The sequence below is a fragment of the Streptomyces sp. NPDC001904 genome, assembly GCF_040297005.1.
Taxonomy (GTDB): Bacteria; Actinomycetota; Actinomycetes; order Streptomycetales; family Streptomycetaceae; genus Streptomyces.
In genome coordinates this window covers 3,017-4,872 of record NZ_JBEOYI010000064.1, presented here as the reverse complement: position 1 = coordinate 4,872, position 1,856 = coordinate 3,017, and the positions used below count along the sequence as shown (strand labels likewise).

Below are 1,856 nucleotides of genomic sequence, written 5' to 3'. Positions count from 1 at the left end.
CAACACAGTGGACGCGAGCAACTGAGGACAAGCCCTCGGCCTATTAGTACCGGTCACCTCCACACCTCACGGTGCTTCCAGATCCGGCCTATCAACCCAGTCGTCTACTGGGAGCCTTAACCCCTCAAAGGGGGTGGGAATACTCATCTCGAAGCAGGCTTCCCGCTTAGATGCTTTCAGCGGTTATCCTTTCCGAACGTAGCCAACCAGCCATGCCCTTGGCAGGACAACTGGCACACCAGAGGTTCGTCCGTCCCGGTCCTCTCGTACTAGGGACAGCCCTTCTCAATATTCCTACGCGCACAGAGGATAGGGACCGAACTGTCTCACGACGTTCTAAACCCAGCTCGCGTACCGCTTTAATGGGCGAACAGCCCAACCCTTGGGACCGACTCCAGCCCCAGGATGCGACGAGCCGACATCGAGGTGCCAAACCATCCCGTCGATATGGACTCTTGGGGAAGATCAGCCTGTTATCCCCGGGGTACCTTTTATCCGTTGAGCGACGGCGCTTCCACAAGCCACCGCCGGATCACTAGTCCCGACTTTCGTCCCTGCTCGACCCGTCGGTCTCACAGTCAAGCTCCCTTGTGCACTTACACTCAACACCTGATTACCAACCAGGCTGAGGGAACCTTTGGGCGCCTCCGTTACTCTTTGGGAGGCAACCGCCCCAGTTAAACTACCCATCAGACACTGTCCCTGATCCGGATCACGGACCGAGGTTAGACATCCAGCACGACCAGAGTGGTATTTCAACGACGACTCCCCAACCACTGGCGTGGCTGGTTCAAAGTCTCCCACCTATCCTACACAAGCCGAACCGAACACCAATATCAAACTGTAGTAAAGGTCCCGGGGTCTTTCCGTCCTTCTGCGCGAAACGAGCATCTTTACTCGTAGTGCAATTTCACCGGGCCTATGGTTGAGACAGTCGAGAAGTCGTTACGCCATTCGTGCAGGTCGGAACTTACCCGACAAGGAATTTCGCTACCTTAGGATGGTTATAGTTACCACCGCCGTTTACTGGCGCTTAAGTTCTCAGCTTCGCACACCCGAAAGTGCACTAACCGGTCCCCTTAACGTTCCAGCACCGGGCAGGCGTCAGTCCGTATACATCGCCTTACGGCTTCGCACGGACCTGTGTTTTTAGTAAACAGTCGCTTCTCGCTGGTCTCTGCGGCCACCCCCAGCTCAGACAGCAAGTGTCATCACCAGGTGTGGCCCCCCTTCTCCCGAAGTTACGGGGGCATTTTGCCGAGTTCCTTAACCATAGTTCACCCGAACGCCTCGGTATTCTCTACCTGACCACCTGAGTCGGTTTAGGGTACGGGCCGCCATGAAACTCGCTAGAGGCTTTTCTCGACAGCATAGGATCATCCACTTCACCACAATCGGCTCGGCATCAGGTCTCAGCCTCAATGTGTGACGGATTTACCTACCACACGGCCTACACCCTTACCCCGGGACAACCACCGCCCGGGATGGACTACCTTCCTGCGTCACCCCATCACTCACCTACTACCAACTTGGACCGGCGGCTCCACCACTTTCCTTTCCCCGAAGGGTCCGGAACGGCTTCACGGCCTTAGCATCACTGGATTCGATGTTTGACGCTTCACAGCGGGTACCGGAATATCAACCGGTTATCCATCGACTACGCCTGTCGGCCTCGCCTTAGGTCCCGACTTACCCTGGGCAGATCAGCTTGACCCAGGAACCCTTAGTCAATCGGCGCAAACGTTTCTCACGTTTGTATCGCTACTCATGCCTGCATTCTCACTCGTGAACCGTCCACAACTGCCTTCCGGCGCTGCTTCACCCGGCACACGACGCTCCCCTACCCATCACAGCAG

General features: G+C 56.4%; 1 rRNA gene (cut by a window edge). It reads right to left on the bottom strand.

Annotated features, from left to right (window positions below):
* Positions 1-23: 23 nt before the first annotated feature.
* A 23S ribosomal RNA gene (locus ABT127_RS39225) occupies positions 24-1,856 on the bottom strand (it continues 1,380 nt past the right edge of the window).